The sequence below is a fragment of the Acinetobacter sp. SwsAc6 genome (genome assembly GCF_013391565.1).
In the GTDB taxonomy this organism is placed as follows: Bacteria; Pseudomonadota; Gammaproteobacteria; order Pseudomonadales; family Moraxellaceae; genus Acinetobacter; species Acinetobacter cumulans.
This window is the reverse complement of sequence record NZ_JACAXE010000008.1, coordinates 93,180-118,693: the sequence shown is the minus strand read 5'-3', so window position 1 is coordinate 118,693 and position 25,514 is coordinate 93,180. Positions and strand designations below refer to the sequence as shown.

At 40.8% G+C, this 25,514-nt stretch carries 20 protein-coding genes; 4 read left to right on the top strand and 16 right to left on the bottom strand.

Annotated elements, in window-relative coordinates:
* Positions 1-118: 118 nt before the first annotated feature.
* From HYG93_RS08215 to HYG93_RS08145, 15 genes are all read right to left on the bottom strand, one after another.
* Complete coding sequence (locus tag HYG93_RS08215) at positions 119-2,287, bottom strand: TonB-dependent siderophore receptor (protein WP_178962286.1); 2,169 nt, start codon at positions 2,285-2,287, stop codon at positions 119-121.
* A gap of 322 nt (positions 2,288-2,609) precedes the next feature.
* Entirely contained in the window at positions 2,610-4,001 is a 1,392-nt protein-coding gene (gene cysG, locus HYG93_RS08210) for a siroheme synthase CysG (RefSeq protein WP_106984334.1), read from the bottom strand.
* Between the two features lie 34 nt (positions 4,002-4,035).
* Complete coding sequence (locus HYG93_RS08205; RefSeq protein ID WP_106984335.1) at positions 4,036-4,671, bottom strand: ATP-binding cassette domain-containing protein; 636 nt, start codon at positions 4,669-4,671, stop codon at positions 4,036-4,038.
* Between the two features lies 1 nt (position 4,672).
* The gene (gene modB, locus HYG93_RS08200; protein ID WP_106984336.1) at positions 4,673-5,356 is read right to left on the bottom strand and encodes a molybdate ABC transporter permease subunit; all 684 of its coding nucleotides are present in this window, start codon (positions 5,354-5,356) and stop codon (positions 4,673-4,675) included.
* Positions 5,357-5,372: 16 nt separating this feature from the next.
* Complete coding sequence (gene modA / locus HYG93_RS08195) at positions 5,373-6,128, bottom strand: molybdate ABC transporter substrate-binding protein (RefSeq protein WP_106984337.1); 756 nt, start codon at positions 6,126-6,128, stop codon at positions 5,373-5,375.
* A gap of 56 nt (positions 6,129-6,184) precedes the next feature.
* Entirely contained in the window at positions 6,185-7,426 is a 1,242-nt protein-coding gene (locus tag HYG93_RS08190; protein WP_106984338.1) for a molybdopterin molybdotransferase MoeA, read from the bottom strand.
* Positions 7,423-8,346, bottom strand: coding sequence for a bifunctional molybdenum cofactor biosynthesis protein MoaC/MoaB (moaCB, locus tag HYG93_RS08185; protein WP_178962284.1), 924 nt, complete (start codon positions 8,344-8,346; stop codon positions 7,423-7,425). The genes HYG93_RS08190 and moaCB overlap by 4 nt, the downstream gene beginning before the upstream one ends.
* A 49-nt stretch (positions 8,347-8,395) precedes the next feature.
* The gene (locus HYG93_RS08180) at positions 8,396-8,968 is read right to left on the bottom strand and encodes a molybdenum cofactor biosynthesis protein MoaE (protein ID WP_106984340.1); all 573 of its coding nucleotides are present in this window, start codon (positions 8,966-8,968) and stop codon (positions 8,396-8,398) included.
* Positions 8,969-8,973: 5 nt separating this feature from the next.
* Positions 8,974-9,225, bottom strand: a complete 252-nt coding sequence (locus HYG93_RS08175) for a MoaD/ThiS family protein (protein WP_106984341.1) — start codon at positions 9,223-9,225, stop codon at positions 8,974-8,976.
* A gap of 4 nt (positions 9,226-9,229) precedes the next feature.
* Positions 9,230-10,255 (bottom strand): GTP 3',8-cyclase MoaA, encoded by a 1,026-nt coding sequence (moaA, locus tag HYG93_RS08170; protein WP_106984342.1) that lies wholly within the window; start codon positions 10,253-10,255, stop codon positions 9,230-9,232.
* Between the two features lie 333 nt (positions 10,256-10,588).
* Positions 10,589-11,215, bottom strand: a complete 627-nt coding sequence (locus tag HYG93_RS08165) for a molybdenum cofactor guanylyltransferase (RefSeq protein WP_106984343.1) — start codon at positions 11,213-11,215, stop codon at positions 10,589-10,591.
* The gene (locus HYG93_RS08160; protein WP_106984431.1) at positions 11,212-13,992 is read right to left on the bottom strand and encodes a nitrate reductase; all 2,781 of its coding nucleotides are present in this window, start codon (positions 13,990-13,992) and stop codon (positions 11,212-11,214) included. Before HYG93_RS08160 ends, HYG93_RS08165 begins: the two co-directional genes overlap by 4 nt.
* Before the next feature lie 212 nt (positions 13,993-14,204).
* Positions 14,205-15,815 (bottom strand): nitrite reductase small subunit NirD, encoded by a 1,611-nt coding sequence (gene nirD / locus HYG93_RS08155; protein ID WP_106984344.1) that lies wholly within the window; start codon positions 15,813-15,815, stop codon positions 14,205-14,207.
* An 81-nt stretch (positions 15,816-15,896) separates the two neighbouring features.
* On the bottom strand, positions 15,897-18,443 hold the full coding sequence (gene nirB, locus HYG93_RS08150) for a nitrite reductase large subunit NirB (protein ID WP_106984345.1): 2,547 nt from the start codon (positions 18,441-18,443) through the stop codon (positions 15,897-15,899).
* Positions 18,444-18,509: 66 nt separating this feature from the next.
* Positions 18,510-19,859: an MFS transporter gene (locus HYG93_RS08145; protein ID WP_120365557.1), complete on the bottom strand. Its 1,350-nt coding sequence runs from the start codon at positions 19,857-19,859 to the stop codon at positions 18,510-18,512.
* Between the two features lie 443 nt (positions 19,860-20,302).
* Here HYG93_RS08145 and HYG93_RS08140 point away from each other — a divergent pair, with 443 nt between their 5' ends.
* From HYG93_RS08140 to HYG93_RS08130, 3 genes are all read left to right on the top strand, one after another.
* The gene (locus tag HYG93_RS08140; protein WP_106984347.1) at positions 20,303-20,890 is read left to right on the top strand and encodes an ANTAR domain-containing response regulator; all 588 of its coding nucleotides are present in this window, start codon (positions 20,303-20,305) and stop codon (positions 20,888-20,890) included.
* A gap of 9 nt (positions 20,891-20,899) precedes the next feature.
* Positions 20,900-21,892 (top strand): ABC transporter substrate-binding protein, encoded by a 993-nt coding sequence (locus HYG93_RS08135; protein ID WP_120365558.1) that lies wholly within the window; start codon positions 20,900-20,902, stop codon positions 21,890-21,892.
* Between the two features lie 210 nt (positions 21,893-22,102).
* Positions 22,103-23,026, top strand: coding sequence for a LysR family transcriptional regulator (locus HYG93_RS08130; protein ID WP_120365559.1), 924 nt, complete (start codon positions 22,103-22,105; stop codon positions 23,024-23,026).
* A 110-nt stretch (positions 23,027-23,136) separates the two neighbouring features.
* On the opposite strand, the gene hpxO is transcribed toward HYG93_RS08130, so the two are convergent.
* Complete coding sequence (gene hpxO, locus HYG93_RS08125; RefSeq protein ID WP_106984350.1) at positions 23,137-24,294, bottom strand: FAD-dependent urate hydroxylase HpxO; 1,158 nt, start codon at positions 24,292-24,294, stop codon at positions 23,137-23,139.
* 208 nt (positions 24,295-24,502) lie between these two features.
* Here hpxO and alc point away from each other — a divergent pair, with 208 nt between their 5' ends.
* On the top strand, positions 24,503-25,510 hold the full coding sequence (gene alc, locus HYG93_RS08120) for an allantoicase (RefSeq protein WP_120365560.1): 1,008 nt from the start codon (positions 24,503-24,505) through the stop codon (positions 25,508-25,510).
* Positions 25,511-25,514 lie beyond the last annotated feature (4 nt).

The following is a 25,514-nucleotide window of genomic DNA, read 5'->3' as shown; positions in this document are numbered from 1 at the left end:
AAATGAAGAAAGCAGATGGTAGTCTACACCCCATCTGCTCAATTCAATGTTTAATAATTTTATTTACATCGCACCAAATTGCTGATGAGACATATTTTAAATACTTAAATTAACGAAGTTAAAAGTTCACAGTCCACGATAACTGCGCTGTACGTGGTGTGCCTAAAAATAAGTAATCATCGCCAAAGTATGCTCCAGCATCACGCCAGTATTTTTTATTTAAAACGTTCTCTACATTTAAGCGTACCGAATGTGCATAGTCATTGGTTTTAAACTGATATATCGCGCCTAAATCAAATAAGGTATAGCTTGGCACAGATACATTGCCCAGCTTATTGGCATTTTTTCGACCGCTGTATTGCATGCCCGCCAAAAGCTTTAAACCTTCAACTTGCGCTACGCGATATGTCAAATGGTTAGCAAAGCGTAATTTAGGTACGTTCTGAGCTTGATGGCCTTCATTTTCTAAGGTATTCGTGCCTTTTAAACGTGCGCGGGTAATGGCTACACTGGATGCCAACTCTAAATTAGGTGAAACATTGCCTTGCAAGCCCAGCTCAAGCCCAAGATTATGTTGTTCACCCTGCGTGACAAAATCCAAAGCAGTATTGGTATATTGATGGTCTTGGGTTAAGTCAAACAGTGCAGCAGTGAAAAGTAATGTTTGCCATTGTTGCTTTAGACCTAACTCATATTGCGTGGAATAAATTGGGGCTAATGTTTCAAAATTATTGTTGGCAAACCATGGCGCTTGGCCACCATCACTTAAACCTTTAGCATAAGATGCATAAATATGTGTGCCTTGCCAAGGTTGATACATCAATGCCAGCTGAGGCAAGAATCGATTGATGTCTGTATCACGTAATTGGGTTTGTGTTGCATCAAATGCTTGTTCATTTAAATGAAGCAGTTTTCCGCCAGCAAGTACTGACCATTCTGCATTTAAATCAATGAGATCAGAAATATTTAACGAAGTTTGTTTGCTATCTAAAGATTTATAATGATTGCCTAAGCTAACGGTTGTAGGTGTAACATCCCCCACATTTTGATGAATATTTCCCGTACCAATCCATTCATTAACTGCATCATATTGTGCATGTCTTTTGTAGGTATGTGTCAGCTCTACATTTAACTGATGTTGCCAATCGCCCGTCGCAAATTGACCATTTAAGCCAGTCTTAAATTGATTACTTAAATAGCTATCGTTCGGGCTATGGTAATCATAAAGATCATAGTAACCATTTTGGTCAAAGGTATTGCCAAAGCCTGTACTTTGGCATATTGCATCATAACATCCCCATGGAAAAGCCGAATAATCATCCACTACAGTACGACTTTGTGATGCATTGGCATAAGCATTCCATAAATCATTAATTTGATGACTAAATTTTAAATTACTGTTTAAACTGGTATTGGTTACGGGATTAGTCCAGCTTTGATAACCCAATAAACGATCCCAACTCACATCACTAGGGACAGTCGCATTGTCCAAAAGCTGATATCCCGGTACGGAGCGTTGACGCTGACGTTGTGATTCGATATCGAACTCAAGTTTTGAGCGGTCAGAAACCTTCCAATCAAGAGCCAATGAACCAAACAGGCGTTGACCAATAGCATGTTCTACATTGGGATGCATTTGTTCTTTGGCAAGGTTTAAACGGTAACCAAACTGCTGTTCTGTACCAAAAAAATCTCCCATATCTGCTGCAATGCGGTGACCACCATAGCTATCTGCATCTAAAGTCAGTGCACGTATATGCTCAGGGCGTTTAGTTACATAATTAACCACACCGCCCGGTGTAGACATACCACTTTGTATTGCACTAATCCCTTTGAGTATTTCGACTTGCTGTTTATTTTCAAGTGCAATATTTTGCTCGCCACGCAGTAAATTGCCATTCATTAAATAGCTAGAGCCAAGATTAAGGTAAAAACCACGCATGACAAAATTGGCATAGTAACCAATGGGCGCATAACCCTCACCTACAGCAGCGTCATTTTTTACCACATCTGCCAGTGTTTTAGCTTGTTGATTTGCAATGGTTTCGGCACTAATACGACTTATGGATGCTGGGATGTCAATCAGATTTTCTTGATGAAATCCTGTTAAATTTATGCTTTCTTTAAGCACTGGATTAGTTGGTGCACTAATATGAATCGTGTCTAACTGTTGTGGCTGCTCTTCATTTGCATGTGTTAGTGTAGTACTCAGTCCTAGACTTGAAAGTGCGCCTACGGCCAATAATGCTTTTTGTAATTGAGATAATGAAAAATGATACGCTTTCACAACTTGACCCGACCTTAAACTGTAGTGGTTTAATAAAGTTTTAAGACTGAAATTTAGGGCGTGAGTATTGACAATTTTATGGCGCATAACAAGTGCATTTTCGGTCAATTGGTCGAGTTTTTTAAATCTTCACTCAATCAATTTTGACATATTGAGCATTGGCCTTGGTTATGTGCATCAATATACGCTTTATGAGCAAGAATCTAGCGCCTTGCTAATCGTTTAAACCGCTTTTGAAGTAAAAGGCATGTCTATTGCCTAATAACAGTACAACCGAAATGTCAGTCAAACTATGCTTAGGCAAACAAACAGTTTTAAAGTCTTACAGCTGTTTCAATTGATGCTGCCAATTGAGTTGTTCGCGTAAGTTGACAACTTCACCAATGATCGTAAGTGTGGGTGCTTGAATTTCATGCTCAAGCACTTTAGCGCTAATATCGGCTAATGTTCCGACCACTACCTTTTGCTCAGGTGTGGTGCCTTTTGAAATGAGCGCCACTGGCATATCAGCACGTTGACCATGCGCAATAAGTTTTTGGCAAATGGTTTCTAGCCCCATTAAACCCATATACAGTACCAGTGTTTGATTTTCATACACCAATTCAGACCACGGCAACTCGGGAGAGCCTTCTTTTAAATGTCCTGTTAAGAAGCGAACACTCTGTGCATAATCACGATGCGTTAAGGGAATACCTGCATAAGCAGAACAACCTGAGGCTGCGGTAATACCAGGTACCACTTGAAAGTGAATATTTGCCTCGCAAAGCTCTTGTAACTCTTCTCCACCACGACCAAAAATAAAGGGGTCGCCCCCCTTCAGCCGGCAAACACGTTTGCCTTCTAAAGCATATTTTACCAATAAAGCATTAATTCCTTCTTGCGGTACACTATGGTTAGAGCGCGCTTTCCCGACATAGATTTTTTCTGCATCGCGTCGGCATAGTTCTAATATGGGTGCAGAAACCAGCCGATCATAAATAATCACATCCGCTTGTTGCATTAAACGTAAGGCTTTGAGTGTTAATAGCTCTGGGTCACCTGGCCCAGCACCTACTAAATAGACTTCCCCTTTCGGTTTTTGCCAATGTTTTAAAGCTTCAGTAATCAGTTGATCTGCTTGAGCAATATTGCCACTAAAAACCTGTTCTCGTAGAGGACTAGCATACAAGTTTTCCCAAAAGATACGGCGTTCATCTGCGGTGTTTATTTTATCTTTTACAGCACTACGCCATTTTCCAGAAAATTCTGCTAAACGCCCAAGCTCATGCGGTATTGTTGATTCAAGTTGAGTGCGTATTTGTCGGGTGAGTACTGGGGAAGTCCCATTACTGGCCACTGCAATCATTAAAGGTGAGCGATCAATAATTGCAGGTAACATAAAGCGACAATGTGGAACGTCATCCACGCTGTTAACCAACACATTTTGGCATTCACTTAAGGCATATATTTCTGCATTTAATGCATGCAAGTTCGTGGCAGCAATCACCAACCGATATTCTGTAAGCGCAATATCGGCTTGAAATTCACGGGCAATATATTGACCTTTAGACGCGACTACTAATGCCAATAAATCATCATGTATCGTTGGTGCAATTACTGTAATAATTGCCCCTGCTTTCACCAAAAGTTGTGCCTTACGGTATGCAATGGCTCCGCCACCGACAATTAAACAAGGTTGATGTTGCAGTTTGAGTGAAATTGGTAAAAAGTCCATGTGTATCTGTCCAATTTTGAAATATTGATGTGTCTTAAGTTATTTTTCCGTGATCCATATACATCACCTGTGCATCCAAATAGCTGAGTTCTTCTAAATGGTGTGTGACATAAATTATTGGCAAGTTCGTTTGCGCTTTAATATTTTTTAAAAACGGTAAAATTTGGTCTTTTAATTTACGGTCTAAACCTGTTAAAGGCTCATCAAGCAAAAGTAAATCTGGTGAAGATAGTAGCGCTCGTCCGATTGAAATTCGCTGTGCTTCTCCGCCAGAGAGCTGATTGACACGACGCTTAAGGAGTGGCTTTATTTCGAGGAGTTCAACCACTTCATCAAAACTAAATTTGCATTCGGCAGTATTTTGAAAACGTAGTGAATATTGTAAATTTTGCATTACGTTAAGGTGCGGAAAGAGACACGCTTTTTGAAAAATTAACGCAATACGGCGTTGGTGCATGGGCACATGTAATTGGGTCTGTGCATCATCTAACAGATGTTCATTCAATTGAATAAAGCCCTCTTTGGGCTGTAATAATCCCACTATATTTTTTAAGAAAGTTGATTTTCCACTTCCCGACGGCCCCGAAATGCCCAGCAGTTGTGTTTGCATGTCTATTTGAGCGTGTAGATCAAAATTTGCATATTGAAAATGGAAGTCACATCGAAGCATGCTAGGCTCCTAACTTTCGTTGAAAGCGTTGTAAAATATAATAATTTGCAATTAAGGCAGACATGGCAATACAAACAGAAAGCACCACTAAACGCATGGCAGCTTGCTCACCATTGGGCTGTTGAATAAGTGAATAAATGGCAATTGGTATGGTGCGTGTTTCATCTGGAATATTGCCCACAAAGGTAATTGTTGCACCAAATTCACCTAAGCTACGGCTAAATCCTAAAATGCTACCCATCAAAATACCTGGTAAGGCCAAAGCCAAGCTAATGCTTTGAAAGACTTGTCTTGGATTTGCCCCTAAAGAACCTGCGACTTGCTCTAATTCTTGGTTGATCATTTGAAAAGACAAACGAATAGGTTGCACAATTAAAGGAAATGCAACAATCATGGAGGCCAAAACAGCACCCTTCCAGTTAAAGACCAACTGAATCCCCCAGTGCTGAAGCAGTTGCCCAACCCAGCCATTTGCACCAAATACAATCAGCAACATATAACCCAGCACCACAGGGGGTAAAACCATTGGTAACTGCAGTAAAGCTTCGACTAAAAATTTGCAATAAAAGTCATGCCGAGCAAGTACCCAAGCCAAGGCTATGGCAAAAGGCAGACAAAAAAGCGTTGCACACATAGCCACTTTGGCCGATAAATATAAGGCGCTCCACTCTTCAGGACTTAGCATTACATCACCCTAGCCTTTAGCGCTTAAAACCGTATTGTTTAAAAATGTGTTTTGCGGTTTCTTGTGTTTTTAAATAGTGATAAAACGCTACAGCATCTTTGTTTTGCATACCTTGTAGGGTTAAAGCGACAGGATACTCAATCGGATGGTGGCTATTCGCTGGAAACACACTGAGTATTTTCACTTTCTTGCTAATCATGGCATCTGTTCGATAGACAATACCCACGGTACATTCCCCACGCTCTACAAATGCCAATGCAGAACGTACATCATCTGTACCCACAATTCGGCCAGCCAAACTATTGAGCCAATTTAATTTAATTAAACTCTGTTTGGTATATTTGCCAACTGGCACAGATTCCATTTGACCTGTACATAGATGTCCCTGAAATGATTGTGCAAAGGCAAACTCTGGTACAGTTTTTATTTTGAGCGTACTTGTGCGGGGGCCAATTAAAACCAAATCATTAGATAAGAGCGTGTGAATGGAGTTTGCCTGTATTTTCTGTTTTTTGAGTAAATAACTCATCCAGTCTTGGTCTGCAGAAAAATAAATATCGCTGGGTGCACCTGCTTCAATTTGCTTGGCTAATGCAGAAGATGCCCCAAACACAGGAACAATTTTCACATCACTGTGCTTGGCTTGATACTGTGTTGCAATATCTGTAATTGCATTACTTAAACTTGCAGCAGCATATATTTTTACAGTTTCAGCGTGTGTGATATTCGACAGTACACACAACCCTATGATGAGAGTAGAAGGTAAACGCATTGGTAATTCCTATAGGATGAGTGAGCCCTTATACATAGCCATGATGTATTTAGAAATTAAATAAAAATGCCATTTAGACATTGCCCAATCTGTATGCTCTGGTTGGCAGGTACACGTACCAAACAATTGGCATACATTAGATTGCTTAACATATGTGATTGTTGCTTTGTTAAATTGCTTAAACGAAGGATGCCTTGTTCAAATTGAACAGACATACGTAAAAAACGTTCACGTGCATCAGGTTTTAGCGCATGGGTCATTTGCCCACTAAACCAGTTCGGTTGTTGTTGTTGATTTTGTAGCGCATTGAGTAAAGTGGATGCATAAATTTGCATGCCTACATAAACTGCAGCAGGGTTTCCAGGTAGACCGAGCAAGTAGCAATGATGCAAATTGCGCTCTGTATATTGCGCAAAAAACATGGGTTTGCCAGGTTTTTGCTTAATTTTCCAAAAGATTTGTTCAAAACCAACCTTTAGGGCCACAGGACGGACAAAGTCATAATCACCTACTGATACACCACCAGTCGTAATGATCAGGTCATATTGGTTTTTAAGTTGGTCGAATAAAGCTGAAACCGCGCCTTCATCGTCTGCTACATGAAATATGCTGACCTTTTGATTACGTGCTTTAAACCATGCTTGAATGAGCGGTGCATTGGCATCAAAGATTTTACCCGTAGCTAAATCGCTGGCCTCCATTGCAATTTCATCACCTGTAATCACCATTGCAACTTTCGGATAACGATAAACCTGTACATGCCTAACTCCCGCCATGCTTAAGGCTGCGATAGCACCGACGCTCAGCTGTTGACCGTGCTCTGCCAATCGCTGACCTTGTGCAATTTCTTCACCTATATCTCGAATATCGGTATGTGTGGCTAAATCATGGCTTAGCACAATTTTATCTGCATAGGCTTGTACAATTTCTTGCCGTGCAACAGTCGTTGTGTGCTGTGGAATTGCTGCACCCGTAAATATTCTTACAGCTTGACCTTCACGCAGGGAAATATTTGCCAATTGACCTGCGCGTAGTTCACCGACTAGTTCAAATTCTGTGTGTGCATGTACATCGCCTGTCGCACAAATTGCATAGCCATCGACAGCACTTTGTGAAAACATGGGTAAATTAAGACTTGAATATACAGCTTCCGCGAGAAAATGGTTTAAGGCATCAGAAAGAGCGACCGTTTCTGTACCTAGGCTTTGTACATTCTTAAAAATAAGTGCCAAGGCTTGATCAATTGAAATTAATCCAGCTTCCGCACCACAGGCTAAATGTCCGACCGATTGATTCATTGATATCCTCCTGCATGAGGGATATTTTTTTGCACATCAAATAAGTGAACCAAGGCGGGTAAAATGGCAATTAAAGATTCTTTAGTACCTTGACGGCTCCCTGGTAAGGTAATGACAAGGCTTTGATCAATATAGCCTGCAATACCTCGACTTAAAGCCGCATAAGGCGTCCGCTTTTGTCCAAAACTTCGCGAAGCCTCCATTAAGCCGGGAATTTCACGCTGTAACAGAGGCTGAAGTGTTTCTACAGTTAAATCTTTCGGACCTAAGCCTGTACCACCCACAGTTAAAATTAGCGGATATTGCGCTTTATGCTGTTCAACCAAAGCCAAAAGTTGTTCAGGACTATCTGATATAACTTGATAGCTGATGTTGCTAAAATTTGCTTCTTCTAAAATTTCTAAAACATTCTGCCCCGCCGTATCTGGCTTTTTACCTGCAGCAACAGTATCTGAAAGCACAATAATAGATGCGGACAAAGCTTCTTTAAGCACACGACTAAAGTGAGATTTTCCACCTTTTTTCTTCTGCAGCTTTACCTGATCCAAACATAAGTCTTCTGGTTCACAGTGCGGTTTGAGCATGTCATATAAAGTCAAACCTGCAAGGCTTACCGCAGTCAAGGCTTCCATTTCAACCCCAGTTGGGCCAATGGTTTCGACCACTGCACTAATTTCGACATGCGCTTCAAATAGTTGATATTCGACATCTGCACGGTAAATGGGCAATGGATGACACAACGGAATTAGTTCATCAGTACGTTTTGCCCCTAAAATACCTGCAATCCGTGCAGTTTTTAGCGCATCGCCTTTTTCGGTATTGCCATTTCTTAATAATTCAATGCAATGTGCCGGTGCATGAAGTATCCCTGTGGCAATTGCAGTGCGATAGCTTTCAGCTTTCATCCCGACATTTTTCATTGCATTTCCTCAATCTAGTTTTTTAAATATATTTAAAATTTTTATAAATTTATAAAGGCCATTGATAGAAAACGGGCACTTTGGCTGGTTCATCAATATCTTGGCTTAAATGGTGTTCATCATGCTGATGTGAGCAGTGTGTATGTGTCGCTGCGATTAAAGATCCTGTATGCGCGTTGGGGTCATGGTCTTTACGAATACAGCAACCTTCTACATATTGGCTACTGCCATCCATATAGAATTCTTCTTTCCACACGGGCACTTCATGCTTTACACGTTCTACTGCTTCTTCACAGGCTTGAAAAGCTTCACGACGATGCGCTGCATAGGCCATGGCAATAATTGCTGTATCGCCTATATTTAAAGCCCCAACTCGATGAACCACTCTGACATAAGACACGCCGTATTTTGTTTGAATGTCATGCTCAATTTGGCGAATCATTTTTTCGGCAACAGGTGCATAAGCGGTATATTTCAATGCTTTTACCGCTTTGCCCTCATGGTGATTACGTACAGTTCCAATAAATACTCCCACACCACCACATTCTGGAAAAGCATGGATTGTATCAAATAGCGCTTGGCTAAATAATTCACTTTGAATACGCGAAAAATCTTTGAGCATGAGTTTTAACCTCCTGCGACAGGTGACAACAACACAACAGTGCTATTTTTCGTTAAATGGTGTTGTCTAGAGATAATGTCTTCGCCGATTGCACAGGCACAGCGCTCTAGCATTGCTTCAACTTGCGGACAGGTCTGCACAATCATATTTAAGACCTCAGCAACTGTTGCATTCAAATCACACTCAAAAGTTAGCCCTTGAGGAAGTTGTTTTTCGATTGCACCAAAAGCTTCTATACAGATGTTTATGCTATGCATCGGCTTAGCCTCCAATCATGTGCATGCTAATTTTACGAAGACCGCTTGGCTGATTTTGTGCCATTAAGCTATGAAAGCCTTGTTCTTTTTGCCAAATATAAGAGGCCAATTTACTATTTAAAAGTGTGTCATTTTGCTGAGGGTAAAAACTTAATGACTCGATATCCTGCTTTAAATTCAACCCTTGCACTGAAAATAAACAATTATAAAATTCGCCTTGCGCATTTAGTCTCAAACGGTCACAGCGACCACAAAAGGAGTTTGTAATGGTGGAAATAATCCCCAAAGCTTGACCATTCACTAAGTATTGACGCGCAGGCTGTGCGCCTTGTCCTTCTAAAATCTGTACGTTAAATTGGCGGCTTAAGATTTCTAATATGTATTGTTCGGACACGACCTCTTGTTGAGTCCATTTTTTATCGCCATCTAAGGGCATAAACTCAATAAAACGTAATTCAACGTGTTGTTGCAAGGCCCATTGCACTAAAGGAATAATTTGATTGCTATTAAAACTCTGCATCAGCACAGTATTAATTTTGAGCTTCAATCCTACTTTTTTTGCTTCAGCAATGCCTTCTAGCACTGGAGTAATTTTTCTTTGCGTGAGCTGTGTAAATTGTGTTGCGTCTAAGCTATCTAAACTAATATTTAAGTCATCTAAGCCTGCTTGTTTTAAGGCCTGTGCATATTGCTTTAAATAATGACCATTAGTGGTCATAGAGATTCGTTTTAAACCCAAAGTTCTTAGTGCTTGTAGTTGTTGTACAAAATGAACAACTCCCTGACGCATGAGTGGTTCACCACCAGTAATACGAATTTGCTCAATACCGCGTTGTACCATAAATTTGCAAAATGCGTATAAAGCTTCAAAGCTGAGTAAATTATGTTTCTGCATCCATTCAGGGTGCTCAGGCATGCAATACACACATTTAAAATTACACCGATCTGTCACCGATATACGCAATTTACGCTTGTACCGCCCAAATTGATCTTGGAACGGAGTCGCTTGTAATTTTGTGATGCTATGCATACGTCTAATCCATTGCATTCAAATGCGCTGTAGATGAACAGCTCATTTGAGATGCCCTATTTTCTTGCAAGTTATTTAGCAAAAAGTGTTCCAACTTTGAGCGTTGTTTCTAAATTTTAAAAAATAAATTTTTATTGTTTAAAAACAGGGATATATTTTTGTAATTTTTGAAATGAGTACACTTCAAAACACTTTTGAAACAATGTCCCTTTTATTTTTAGCTACACACTATTCACATTAGTCATTACATGAGGGTGAGTACTTAAATATCGTAATTACAATCAAGCAGATTGCACAGAAAATGTGCGTAATTTAATCACGTGTATTTAATGTTTATAAAAAATTGAGCTGCTGATGTTGTTGTAACTCATCAAATGAATTAATGCTGTGAAAAAATAGTGCATGATTTTTAAAACGTGCCAATTGCATGTGCATTTCTGCAAAACAATGCTTTAAACTGCGCTGATTTTGTTCTAAATGCATGCATATTTTAGGCAAACTGCTACGTTTTAATAAGCAAAATGGAAATAATGCCTTGCCGTTAATTTCAACAACCGCAACTTCGCATAAAGGATGGCGTTGCATGGCCTGATGTAAGCGTGAAATGACTTTTTTAGGAATATAAGTCACATCACAGGGTACAAATAATACATAGTCAGCTTGTACGTATTGCCATGCACTTTTCATTCCCATCAAAGGCCCATGAAATCCAGCTTCATCATCTTTAAAAAACTGAATGGATGGAATTAAGCGCTCATAAATCGAATGATCGCGATGACTATTGACCCAAACTTGACCAACACGACTTTTTAAATGTTGATGAATTTTGATTAATTGAATTTCATCGTCAAATTTATGTAAGAGTTTATTAATCCCGTTCATGCGTCGGGCTTGACCTCCAGCCAAAATAACTAAGTCCGTTTGCGGGTATGTAACCTGTTTAAATATTTTCTTTTTCATTCTGCATACTCCATCTGACAGGCTTTAATGAGCCCTCGAATTTCTGCTAAACATGAACCACAGTTACCGCCTGCTTTTAAACAAGCTGTGACTTTTTTTTCATGACTAATGTTTTTTTCTTTGATGGTTTCGATAATGGTATTTTTGCCGACTTTGAAACAGCTGCACACCAAAGGCCCAGCACTGTTATTCATACTCATTGGCTGTCCTGCAAGTAAGGCCTTACGGTGCATGGCGCTTAAACGCTCACGTTTAAATAATCCCGCAACCCAATCACGATCAGGCAGCAATCCTTTAGGCGCAATATATAAACTTGCAATCAGATGACCGTCTTGCAGAACCACAGAATGGCTTAAATGTGCCGTTTGATCCTCTAAATTCAGCCATTCAAATGATTCGTCAGTAAATGGCAGCAAGTTTTTCAACTGCTGTGCCGTAGTACTGAATTTTTGACGGTCTGCAAGTTCATAGCGCGTTGCTTTTGCTGTGGTGACTTTAGTCCACCAAATTGTGTTTTGAATGGTAGATTGCACAATGTGTTCAAAGCCCTGACGCACGTACAGCACGCCTTGCCACTGTGTATAGAATGGCTGCACAAAAACAGGTGTATGTTTAAACTCAGGTTCGCCTGAAAGCGCATCAACCACTGGGTTAACCACTTTACCAATTCTCGCATCGGACGCTACCTGATCATTCCAATGAATAGGCGCAAAAACTTGCCCACGGCGTATATTGCTGCTGACTTGCGCACGTAAGATGCACAGCCCCCAATTGGATTTAACTTCAACCAATTCGCCATCTTTAACACCAAACTTCAAGGCATCTTGCGGATGAATTTCACAATATGGCTCTGCACGATGCGTACTTAGGTTTGCCGATAAACCTGTACGGCTCATGGTATGCCATTGGTCGCGAATACGGCCAGTGTTTAAAATTAAAGGATATTCGCCGCAAACTTGATATACAGGGTTAATTGCCGCTGTCGCCACAAATTTAGCTTTGGCATCCGCATGGCTGAATTGGCCTTGGGCAAACAAACGGCTAACAGCATCATCGGCTTGATCAGCTTGCCATACAGGCCACTGAGTCGGTACAAATTGGTTATAGTCTTCTAAGCTTAATTCAGTTAAACCGTGCAAGTTAAAATAACGGAATTGTTCTGCTGCATCTCTTTGCGACAAAGGCGCATTTTTATAAGCAGATAATTTCGCATGTTCTATAAAGATTTCATGAGCATTGTTAAAGTTAAACCCTGAAAAGCCCATTTTTTTCGCCACTTGCGCGACTGCCCACCAGTCTGCTTTTGCTTCCGCTGGCGCATCTAAAAAAGCCGATTGGCGTGAGATACGGCGTTCAGAATTGGTTACTGTGCCGTCTTTTTCACCCCAGCCCAATGCTGGCAGCAACACATCTGCATATTGTGTGGTATCTGTGTCTTTACAAATATCAGAGACAACTACAAATTCACATTGCTCAAGCGCGCGTTTGACTTGATCTGCATCTGGCAAACTCACGACAGGATTTGTCGCCATAATCCAAATGGCTTTGATTTTCCCGCTTTCGACAGCTTGAAATAAATCTACTGCTTTTAACCCAGCCTTGTTGGCAATAAATGGACTTTGCCAAAACTCTTGCACAAGTGTCTGATGCGCTGTGTTATCGACATCTAAGTGCGCAGCCAGCATATTGGCTAAGCCACCAACCTCGCGGCCGCCCATTGCATTGGGCTGACCTGTCATAGAAAATGGCGCTGCGCCTAATTTTCCGATTTTTCCAGTCAGCAAATGGCAATTAATAATACTGTTGGCTTTATCTACACCGCGCGAAGACTGATTCACCCCCATTGAAAATAGCGTCATAACTTTGTCAGTTTGAGCAAATTTTTCAAAAAACAGCTGTAATTTTTCTAAAGAAATACCTGTACGTTCTGCAACAGCTTCAATAGATGCTTCTGATTCACTTTGTTGCAAAGCCTGAGCTAAACCTTGTGTATGATTCGCTATAAACTCAAGATCACTATAATTATTTTTAACTAAGTACTGAAGTAAGCCGTTAAACAATGCAATGTCTTGACCAGGTAAAATTGGCAAGTGCAAATCTGCAGCTTCACATGTACTGGTAAAACGCGGATCAATCACGACAACAAATAAATCGCGTTCTTCTTTAGCTTTCATAATGCGTTGATACAGTACAGGATGGCACCAAGCAGTATTTGAACCCACCAAAACAACCATGTCAGTGTGTTCAAAGTCTTCATAGCTTGCAGGCACAAGATCTTCACCAAAAGCACGTTTATGTGCAGCAACTGCAGATGACATGCAAAGACGAGAATTGGTATCAATATTTGCTGTACCTAAATAGCCTTTTACAAACTTATTGACCGAATAATAATCTTCAGTCAGCAGCTGGCCAGACACATAAAATGCGATACTTTCGCGACCGTATTGATCAATGCATTGTTGGAATTTATTTGCAATTGCATCAATAGACTCATCCCATGTACTCACTTTACGCTCAGTTTTACGCCCCAGCATTGGGTAAAGCACACGAGTTTCTAAGCCGAGCGTATCTGCTAAGTTGCTACCCTTAATACACAGCTTGCCGTAATTTGACGGATGATTCGCATCACCTTTAGTAATTACTGTTTTACCTTGTGCTGTTTCATTTACTTCAGCAGTTATACCGCAGCCTACGCCGCAGTAAGGGCAAGTTGTTTGCGTTGTTTTAATTTTGTTTTCTGTGGAGCTTGGTAGTTCCACCATCGGGATACTATTCACTTCTGCTGGCTCCTTATTCACAAGTCTAACGAGGTGTTGCAATAATTTTTAATAATAGACTTCTTAATCATATCTATTTCAAATAAACACTTAATTCACAAAGGAAATTCCCTCTCCTTTTTAAGGATGAGGAACATAGTTCCGCAAGTGGGAGAGGATTTATATGAAAATCTCCCTCATCCTCTTAAGGAACATACAAAAATAGAGACGCATCACCCTGCTTTCTTTAATGCAAAATTCTTACCAAACAATAGTTTGTTTCGGATTGAACTAATTGGTGTTTCATCGGCAATCAATTCTGCATACCACGCACCGTCTTCTGTGTCACCAAAAAGAACTGCGCCAATGACTTTATCTTTTTGAATAATAATGCGTTTATAAATTTGACGCTTTTCATCATTCAAAATGATGTCTTCAAAATCATCCTGCGGTTCAAAGTTGCCAGCTGAAAATACGTCACATCCGCTTACTTTTAATTGTGTAGGCACTGTTGGCGCTTTAAAAGTTAAACTGCCATGTTCAGCCAAATGTGATGCACAAATGAAAGCCTGTCCCCAAAGCGGTTCAACCAGACCAAATGTTTGACTGCGGTGTTCAATACATTCCCCAACGGCATATATACTTGGGTCAAAGGTTTGCATGGTGTCATTCACCATTACACCGCGTCCGCAGCGAAGCCCTGCACTTTGTGCCAGTGCAATATTTGGGCGAATACCGACAGCAAATACTACGAGATCTGCATCTAATACCGTGCCATCCTGCAAACGTAATTGTGTCACATGACCATCTTGCCCTATTAACTCTTGGGTATTCGCTGCGGTCAAAATACGAATGCCTTTTTGCTCAATCGCTGATTTCAGCATCAGGCTGGCTTTTTCATCCAGCTGACGGTCCATAATACGATCCATCAAATGCAGTACCGTAACGTTCATGCCACGCTGTTTCAGACCATAAGCTGCTTCTAGCCCTAATAAACCGCCGCCAATCACCACTGCATTTTTCTTGGTTTTGCAGTAGTCCAGCATTTTGTTGACATCATAAATATCACGGAAGCTTAAAACGCCTTTTAAGTCAGTACCCGGTATTGGCGGAATAAACGGTTTAGAGCCTGTCGCTAAAATCAGACGGTCATAATCGATGACCAAGCCTTTTTCTGTGTAAACCTGCTTACGCGGACGGTCTATGCGTACCGCAGCATCACCTGCAACAAAACGGATGTTTTTACCTTCATACCATGCATGAGGATGCAGCATAATATCTTCAATCGTCTTATCGCCAGATAGCACTGGCGAAAGCATAATACGGTTGTAGTTCCCCCATGGTTCTTCACCAATGACCGTAATTTCATAACGATCAGGTGCCATGTCCAGCAAATCTTCTAAGCAGCGCATACCGGCTAAACCATTACCAACCAATACCAATTTCATCAGCTGGGACGATGGCGCATTGTTGGTAATATAAGTTTTTTGAGCAGTTGGGCTGATCAGTACACGGCCATTTTCAATTTTGCTTGGAAAAACCAGTAATTTTTGGTCTTTGTCTTCTAAGCAGCGGCCTGTAGCAAGGCTAAAATGCTGTTTATAAATAGGTGATGCAACAACACGTTCACCTTGCAAGTCACCAATGATACCGCGTGACATGACATAAGCTTGGCTAAACGGGTCTTGATTGCTCAGCGCATAAACCCGCTTTTCAGCACCTACTCGGAAAATCGCAATTTGCTGATCGCCAATTAAAGCACCTACACCTGTATTTGGCGTAATGTCATCCAAGGCACAAACATCAAACCATTCTAAATCATTCATTTCTTTTAAAATTGTCATATTCTTTATCCTTCCTGAACTTTTATTCCAAACCTTTAGAAATAGCTGTGAATGAAATAAAAGTTCCAATACCTAAATTTGTTATGCTTCTACTACTGGGATACGGTTTACATCACGCTCAGATTCTGTTTTTGGGCGAATCTGACCGCGTACAGAAGCAAACTGAATATGCGGGTCTTGCTGTGCTTCAGCCTTAGCATTAATGAAGGTTTTAAAGCGTTTACGTACCTCTGGGTCTTCCACTGCTGTACGCCATTCATCTTGGTAAGTACCAACCACATGGTTCATACGGCGCTCAAGTTCAGAAGCTAAGCCAAGTGAGTCATTCACAACGACATCTTTCAGATAGTCCAAGCCGCCTTCCATATTGTCACGCCATACCGAAGTACGCTGTAAACGGTCTGCAGTCTGAATGTAGAACATAAAGAAACGGTCGATATACTTAATCAAAGTTTGAGTATCTAAGTCTGAAGCCAACAATTCTGCATGACGCGGTTTCATACCGCCGTTACCGCAGACATATAAATTCCAGCCTTTTTCTGTCGCAATGACTCCGACATCTTTACTTTGCGCTTCAGCACATTCACGTGTGCAGCCTGATACTGCCATTTTCAATTTATGCGGTGAACGCAGGCCTTTGTAGCGGTTTTCTAGGAAGATCGCCAAACCTACTGAGTCGTCTACGCCATAGCGGCACCAAGTACTGCCGACACAAGATTTCACTGTACGCAATGATTTACCGTATGCATGACCAGACTCAAAACCAGCAGCAATCAATTTTTCCCAAATTTCAGGCAGCTGATGCACTTGTGCACCAAACATATCAACACGCTGACCGCCTGTCAGTTTGGTATATAGACCATATTCTTTCGCAATTTGACCAACAGCAATTAAACCATCAGGAGTAACTTCACCGCCCGCCATACGCGGCACGACTGAATAAGAGCCGTCTTTTTGTATGTTGCCTAGGTAGTAGTCATTACTGTCTTGCAAGCCTGCATGGCTTGGTTTAAGTACAAAGTCATTCCAGCAAGACGCTAAAATATTGGCAGCTGTCGGTTTGCAGATATCACAGCCCAAACCATGACCATGCTGCTGAATTAAATCATCAAAGGTTTTAATTTCATTCACACGTACCAAGTGATACAGCTCTTGGCGAGAGTAAGCAAAATGTTCACAAATATGGTTATTTACAGTCACACCTTGACGCTGCAGCTCAGACTTAAGCACTTGCGTCACCAATGGTGCACAGCCGCCACATGCAGTTGCAGCTTTCGTACATTTTTTAAGTGCGCCTAAAGAAGTCGAACCATCCGCAATTGCAGAACAGATATCCGCTTTAGATACGTTGTTGCATGAGCAAATCGTTGCGCTGTCTGGCAGCAGATCTACACCGCTACCGCCCGCTTTACCTGAAGCTTCTGCAAAGCCCGGCATAATCAGGCTTTCTGGGCTTTCTGGTACATCCAGATCATTCAGCATCATTTGCAAAAGATCGTTATATTCTTTTGCACAGCCCACTAGAACCGCACCTAGCAGTTTAGTTTTTTCAGCATTCACCACAATCTTTTTATAGACTTGCGCCGCTTCGTCTGCATAAAAATAGCTTAAAGCATTTGGTGTCATTGCATGCGCATCACCAACTGATGCAACATCCACACCCATCAGTTTCAACTTGGTGCTCATGTCTGCACCAGCAAATGCGTTACAGCTTTCATCCATAACGTGCTTTGCAGCTATACGCGCCATGTCATAGCCCGGTGCAACTAAGCCATAAATTTTATTCTGCCAAAGCGCACATTCACCAATGGCATAAATGTCTGGGTTTGAGGTTTGGCAATGATCATTAATCACAATACCGCCACGCTCGCCTATGGCTAAACCGCTTTGACGCGCTAATTCATCACGTGGACGAATACCAGCAGAAAATAAAATGATGTCGGTTTCAAGTTCAGAACCATCACCAAACTTCATCACGTGTTTAGCTTCCGCGCCATCTTCAATACAAGATGTTGCTTTTTGGATATGTACTTTTACACCTAAATTTTCAATTTTAGTACGCAGTACTTTGCCGCCTAAATCATCAATTTGCACTGCCATTAAACGTGGTGCAAATTCCACAACATGCGTTTCTAAGTTTAAATCACGCAGCGCTTTCGCTGCTTCTAACCCCAACAAACCACCACCAATCACCACACCTGATTTTGCATTCAAGCTTGCAGCACGGATAGCATCTAGGTCGTCAATGGTACGGTACACAAAACAGTTTTCGCGTTCATTGCCTGGAATTGGCGGTACAAAAGCGTATGAACCTGTAGCCAGTACTAATTTGTCATAAGAAAGAATATCACCATGATTCGTCGTTACCGTTTTATTGCGCTGATCAATTTCAACTGCTTTGGTGCTTAGGCGTAAATCAATACCGTATGCATCAGCAAAGTCACTACGGCAAAGGGTTAAGTCTTTTACAGATTTTCCGCTGAAATATTCAGTTAAGTGCACACGGTCGTAAGCTAGACGCGGCTCTTCAGCTAAAATGGTTAATTCAACATCATCACCTGCGTGTTCCAGTACAGATTCAATAAACTTGTGGCCTACCATGCCATGACCAATCATGATGATTTTCATATTCTTTCTCCGCAATATTTTCTTTTGCGCAGCCTAAGCCTCTTTGCGCTTAGGCTGCCATTTGTATTAGTTTTGAGCTTCAGCTAGATTTCGTTCATTCACAGCTTGTTCAAACAGACGCTGTTCTTTTTCTTTATGCTCTACAGAGAAGCGGATCATCAGCACACAGCTTGCAGCAATAACCACTAGACCGCCCAACACCATAAGCGTGGTTTGAATATCCAACATGCCTTTAAGCAAGAATCCTGCAGCTACCGCACCAACGTTACCGCCTGCGCCGATAATGCCTGCCACGCCGCCTAAAGCATCACGGTCAATGAATGGCACCAAGGCATAGGTTGCGCCGCACGCCATATGGGTGAAGAGTGCGAATACTGTCATGGCAAGAATGGCGAATATTGGTGTGCTCATTTGCGAGAACAGAATTAAAAATAGGCCTTCAAGTAGAATCATGGCAAACAGAACTTTGGTACGTCCGTCTAAGCCTTTTTTAGTTGCTACCTTGTCTGAAACAATGCCACCGAGCGCACGGGCAAACAGTGCCAAAAGTCCGAAAATACCTGCAGCCATGCCTGCTTCTTTTAAACCAAATTGGAAGTTGTCGACGTAATACAGCGCAATAATGTTGTGAATAAAGATTTCGATGCCAAAGCAAGCGGCATAGGCGCCAAATAAAATCCATACGCGATAGTTACGTGCAGCGTGCATGAGAATGGCCACACCGCCTTTTTTATCTGAACCAACCGCTACACCTTGTTCACGTAGTTCTTTAAAGTCACCTTGTGGGCAGTCTTGGGTAAATTTCCAGTACATTGCACCCACGATCAGCATCATCACACCAGGTACAATCAGTGCAATACGCCAGCCCATCGCTTGCTCTACACCAAACATAACGAGTGCACCAAGCAGTAATGGCATTAAAGCTTGTGTTGCACCACCGCCTGCATTACCCCAGCCTGCGGTTGCCGCATTGGCTGTACCCACCACATTAGGCGCAAACATAATGCTTGTATGGTATTGCGTGATGACAAAGCTTGCGCCGATCGCACCGATCAGCAAGCGGAAAAATAGAAAGGATTCATAACTATTTGCAGAGGCCACGCCAAAGACAGGGATACTGCCGATGATTAATAATGCTGTATAAGTTTTACGTGGACCGTATTTATCACATAAAGGCCCAACGATCAGACGGACTAAAATCGTGATTGCAACTGCGGCAATATTGATATTGGCAATTTGATCTTTCGTGAGGTGAAATTCGCCTGCAATCACTGGCATCAAAGGCGCACAGGCAAACCAAGCAAAGAAACAAACAAAGAATGCGAGCCAACTCATGTGGAAGGCCCGCATTGCTGATGAAGAAAAATTAAATAGACTTATTTTTGTGGCTTTTTTGGCATTTAAATTTGAAGACATAGCTTCCAACTCCTGAACTGAACGTATACAAGTTGCTGATATGTAGTGACATAGCAGAAACGATCAGAACGGACATCGTTGGCCGTCTTACAAATTTTATTTAAGTCGTCTTTGACTTTCTTGAGTATATGCACTCATCATGCCAAGTTTGGCTTTGTAATTTTAAGTTACTGTTAAATATTAATTTATTTTTAACTGTGTGTGTAAGTGTTTTGATAAAACTTAATTACAATATGTAATTTTGCATTTTCCCCAAAATTAACATTTGCTTAAATAGCTTAATCTTGATGCATCATTGCATTATAAAGGTGCAGGCATGTATAAGCTGTGGCATAAAAGCTTTGAAAATTCATATAATTTTCAGTTTGTACTGACTTTTATCACTTGGCATTTAAATTGCTTGTCTTATTAAATTTCATTTCAGGACGGCCCTGAGTTTTTGCATGCCAAAACTAAAAATAGCACTCATCGATGATGATGTAGAACGTGCATCTTTTATTAAGTCCTCTTTAATCGAACATAGTTTCGAAGTTGTGGCTTGCCTGATGATTGATCATTTGAATACTACAGATCTACAGACCTTACATGCCGATGTCATTCTTTTAGATATGGATCACCCACAGCGTGACATTATTGAAAGTTGCGTAAGTCAGTTTGATTTACCCACTGTGCTTTTTACCAAAAATTCGCATAAGGACACCATTAAAAATGCCATTGAAGCTGGTGTAACGGCTTATATTGTAGATGGCATTGATCCTGTAAAATTAGACAGCATTTTAGAAATTTCGATTGAGCAATTTAAAAAGCATAAAAAACTACTCAAAGATTTAAATGAAACAAAATGCAAATTAGCAGACCGTAAAGACATTGAAAAAGCCAAAGTGATGCTGATGCAAATCCATCACATTGAAGAAGATAAAGCATTTGCTTTGCTCAGAAAAAATGCCATGAGCCAACGTATGACCATGGGTGAAATGGCACGTCGATTAATCGATGCGCAGGCCTTACTTCAAACTCAATTTAAAGACTAAAGATCGACCATGAATGATTTAGAAAAAACGGATATTCAGCTCGGCTATATACCTTTACTGGATTGCACTGCAATACTTTGGGCACAGCATCAGGGCTATTTTAGCGAGCAAGGTCTCGAAGTAACTTTGGTTAAAGAAGCATCATGGGCCAGTCTACGTGATCGTATGGCATTTGGCTTATTGGATGTGACACATTGTTTGTCGGCCATGCTTCCTGCAGCTGCAACAGGAGATGATCATTTAGGTATTCCGCTACAAACTTCACTGGTGTTAAGTACAACACGTGCTTTTATTAGTTTAAGTCAGCAGTTGTGTTATGAGTTGAATATCGCATCTACAGATACACCTGCAGATTCTGCCAACAAAATTACCCAAGCCATTCAGGACGGTAAAAAAATACAATTGGCACATGTATTTAAGCAGTCTATTCATCATTACTGCTTACGTGAATGGCTAGCTCTGGCCAATACTGAATTGGCCCAAAACTATCGCTTAGCGACTTTACCACCGCCGTATATGGTTGAAGCCATTGCTGCACAGTTAGTTGATGGTTTTTGCGTAGGCGAACCGTGGAACATTCAGGCACAGATTCAGGGCTATAGCCAAATTATTGCGGAAAGTCGCCAGATTATTCCCGAAGTTGCCGATAAGGTTCTTGCCACAACACAAGAATGGGCGTTGCAACATCCCAACACACTTATAGCTGTGAAGAAAGCAATACAGAAAGCACAGCACGATTTAACGCATTTAGATCGACTGGACGAGGTATGGAAAATGCTCGAAGCCAGTGAAATTATTCGTTTTAGTTGCTCTGATCATTTGCATGTTGAAAGTTTTTATAAGATTCAAAATATTATTCGTAGCTTTGGTGTGCAAAAAGCACCTCAAGTTGATAATTTTAAATGGATTGTGCAACAAATGTGCAAATGGGAACAATTAGAATTAAGTCTGTCAGACATAGAGCAGATTGCTCAGCAGTGCGTGGGTCTAACTAATGCGTAGAACTGTTAAATTCTCAATTCGCCTATGGTTTTTGTCATTATAGAATGCAAATTTCCAAAATTGCTTTCTCATTTTTAGAATTAAATTCGAATAAACCATTCAAAAAACTCAACATGGCACAAAAATCGCTTATGTATCATTAGCCCTGTACAGAGCGTATAGATGATCCTAAGCGATATGCCAAGTGCATGAATTTTGAGACTGATTTTTATGTCGATTACTTTTTCAAGGTTTTCTGAATATTTTATAGCTGTTGCGAAGTCTGGAAGCTTACGAAAAGCAGCAGAACAACTTTTTATCTCCGTTTCAGCAGTACATCGACAAATTGTATTGGCTGAAGAAGAACTAGGCGTCGCATTATTTGAAAGACTGCCACAGGGTTTAAAGCTTACGCTTGCAGGTGAACTACTCTATGCAGACCTACTTAAATGGCAAAAGGAATTTCAATTAACACGGATACGTTTTGATGAAATTCAAGGTTTGAATCGGGGTAATATTCATATTGGTTTTATTTCTGCGCTCAACGACAGTTTTGTATTGGACAGTATCCAAGATTTAACTCAAATGTATCCATGGATTAACATGAACATTTGTATTCACAATAGTGAGGTTATTTCTAAAAAAATTATTGATGCTGAGCTCGATTTTGGCATTATTTTAAACCCACAAAGTCACCATCAATTAGAAATTCTCTCTTTTATTGAAATTCCACTGGGCTATACCCTTTCACCCTCGCACCCATTGGCCACAGCAGAAAAAATTTATTTATCTGATACGCTGAGCGAACGTCATATTATGCCCAGCGAGCCTTTAGTGATTAGTGAATATGTGCATACTTTGTATAAACATCATAAATTTACACCCATACAAAAAATTGAATGTAATGATATTCGTATGATGAGTGCTTTAATTAAGCAGAATTTAGGCATTGGCTTAATGTCTTATATGGATGCCTTACCTTTAATTAAAACAGGCGAATTAATCTTTAAACCCCTGCATGAAAAAGGGATTCACCGTTTAACGATTGCACTATGTGTAGCATCAAAGCGTCAAACCACTAAAATATCTAAAATTATGATTAATCAAATGATCGAACAAATCGAAATCATTAAAAATCAGCTCAAGGTTATATAAAATAACGTTTTATTTAACTGGTGAACGAATTAAATCCACTTCATAAAAATTTAAAAAAATCATAAAACCAGTATCAAGTACTAGTTTTATGATTCATTTCGGTCAGAGCATCAATCTAAAGGATTACCGACAATATTACTAATAATCCCTTTCATAATGTGCTCACCTTGCTCTTGTTTTAAGTCTTCATACCATTGACGGGTAATGGCTTCGTCTTTCATGTGGGTCACATCACAACGCTTACGTGCACGTAATACCAATTCATTGGCACGTTCATTTCGTTTATTTTGATAGCGTCTTAAGGCATCTTGTAACCCCAAAGTATTAATTTGCAAGGCACGCGCCAAGTAAATCGCATCTTCCATGGCTTGGCAGCCACCTTGGCCAATGTCTGGCGTCGTACTATGTGCGGCATCCCCCACAATGACCACACGGCCTTTATAAAAATCTGCAAAAGGTTCAATATCGTGAATTTCAACGCGGTTGGTTTTTTGCTCATCCACTGCCTCAATCAGCTTTTGTACGGGCTCACACCAACCTTTAAAATATTCTTTAAACAAGGTTTTATATTGGCTACGGTTATTTTCTAAACCCACTGGCAGTGGCACATCAAAAAAGAAATAGAAACGATTTTCTGCAACGGGCATCAGTGAAACACGTTTACCTTCACCGACAAAAGTTGTCCACTGATCTGCAGCTGCAAATTCTTCTGAAATATTGACCAAACCATTCCAATTAACATAACCGGCATAGCGACGATCAACCTGTGCACCTAATACATAAGCACGAGTAATGGAGTGTGTCCCGTCTGCCCCGACCAATAAATCGCAACTGGTTGTGCTTCCATCTGCAAACTGAATTTTGACGGTGTCGTTGTGCTCGGTAAAAGCCGTCATTTTTTTGGCCAAATGAATATCTTCGCGACCAAATTCATCCATCAGCATATTTTGTAAATCTGCGCGAGACACAGGATATGGACGCTGACCGACTTCTTCAATCAGTGGATACAAGCTGAACTGCGTCATGGTATCGCCACTGAGGCCATCAATATAAGCCAAATAGTCCATTTTACCGCCAAGCTTTTCTACTTGTTCCGTTAAGCCAAGGTAATTTAAACACTTTACACCATTTGACCATAGGGAAATTGCGGCACCAATTGGTAAGATCTGTTCAGCTTGTTCATAAATACTGACTTGATGCCCAAATTTTTTCAGTGCAATGCCTGTGGTTAACCCCGCCATACCTGCACCAATAATTGCAATTTCCATCTATAACTCCCGTATTTATTTCATCATCTGAGTCATAAAAAGCGAAAAGCGTGCCATTTTTTTTAAATCAGATTAAAAAAAACAAAAAGTTGGCACAGGCTGTGCTTCTAAACACCTTGTAAGGCTTGTTTTTATCGAATGTTCAAAATTCATCAAGATGATGCAAGTGTGATGTTTAAAACGATCAAACCTGAATGGATTTTTATAAATGGCAACATTATTCGCCCCTATTTTTGATATTCCTGCACAATTACAAACACTAACGAACTTAGCAGATGCCCGTATTGGTGCAAAAATTGTGGAATGTTCCGATGATTTTTTTGCAGAAGCTAAGCGTATGCTTCAATTTGAAGCACCCATATTTGTAGAAGATAAATTTGACGACAATGGCAAATGGATGGATGGTTGGGAAACACGCCGTAAACGCCACAGTGGTTATGATTGGGCGATTGTGCAATTAGGCGTTGCCGGTCGTATTCAAGCCTTTGATATCGACACAACCTTTTTTACCGGTAATTATCCAGCTTCAGCTTCGGTCGAAGCCTGCTATGCACCAGATGGCGACCTGAGTCAGGCAGAATGGGGGAGCCTTTTAGATAACTCTGTTTTAGGGCCGAGTCAGCATCATGTATTCGCTGCTAAGTCACAGCAGCTATTTAGCCATGTACGTTTAAATATATTTCCAGATGGTGGCGTGGCACGTTTTAAAGCCTATGGCACAGTTGAAGTGCAGCTACAAGATGTAGAACAAACGATAGATTTGCTGGCGCTTGAAAATGGCGGTCGCGTCATCGCATATAGCGATGCGCATTTTGGTCACCCACGTAACTTAATCAATCCTGGTCGTGGCATTAATATGGGTGATGGTTGGGAAACAAAACGCCGCCGTGCACCAGGGTTTGACTGGTGCATATTGGCTTTAGGCCAAAGTGGTTCTATTGAAAAAATTGACATTGATACTGCACATTTTAAAGGAAATTATCCTGCGCAAGTTTCAATTCAAGCAGTGTATATCGAAGATGCAACAGATCCGCAGTTGATTCCGCAAAGTATGTTCTGGCCTTTCCTGCTGGAAGCGCAAGACATGCAGATGGATCATATCCACACTTTCCTTTCAGAAATTTTAGAGCATGAAAAAATCTCCCATATCCGTGTGAATATGATTCCAGATGGCGGCATTAGTCGTATACGTCTTTGGGGCAAAATTGCGGGATAAAAAG